Below are 603 nucleotides of genomic sequence, written 5' to 3'. Positions count from 1 at the left end.
ACCCAGACACAGGAAAAGACTTAACGGCGCTAAATATTCCGCATTGGAACGAATTGCTCAGCCTTTCTGCACGCTGTTATGAAATGACAGGCCTGGGTTACCTAGGCGTAGATCTCGTCTTGGACGAAAAACTGGGGCCACTTCTAATGGAATTAAACGCTCGGCCCGGCTTAGCTATTCAGTTAGCCAATGGCCAAGGCCTCCTGCCAAGAATCAAAACGATTGACGCAACAGCAAAACAGAAACATCGATCACCGAATCAACGTGTGCTGTATAGTCAAGCGCTCTTTGGCGCGTAAACCAAGCGCCACGAACACAACTACTGATCCATTGGGCTCACCACGCCACGCTCCTGAATACCCACAACATGCGTATAGATCTGCGTCGTTGCGATATTGCTATGCCCTAGCATCTCTTGAATAGCGCGAATATCCGTTCCGTTTCGCAACAGATTGGTCGCAAAACTATGCCGAAAAGTATGGCAACCGGCCTTTTTATAGATATGTGCTGCACGAATGGCTTTGGCAACAGCACGCTGGATTTGCTGTTCACCTATGTGGTGTCGACGTTCAATGCTCGATCGAGGATCGATGGATAAATGTT

Annotated in this window: 2 protein-coding genes; one reads left to right on the top strand and one right to left on the bottom strand. The window is 48.6% G+C overall.

Features of this window, described 5'->3' with window-relative positions:
- On the top strand, positions 1-299 hold a 299-nt coding region (locus A3750_RS03585), incomplete at its 5' end, for a sugar-transfer associated ATP-grasp domain-containing protein (RefSeq protein ID WP_304440166.1).
- Between the two features lie 20 nt (positions 300-319).
- On the opposite strand, the gene A3750_RS03580 is transcribed toward A3750_RS03585, so the two are convergent.
- Positions 320-603, bottom strand: a 284-nt coding sequence (locus tag A3750_RS03580) for a tyrosine-type recombinase/integrase (RefSeq protein ID WP_156498360.1), incomplete at its 5' end; no start/stop codon positions are given.

The sequence above is a fragment of the Oleiphilus sp. HI0079 genome (assembly GCF_001635105.1).
This window is presented reverse-complemented; position numbering and strand designations above follow the sequence as displayed.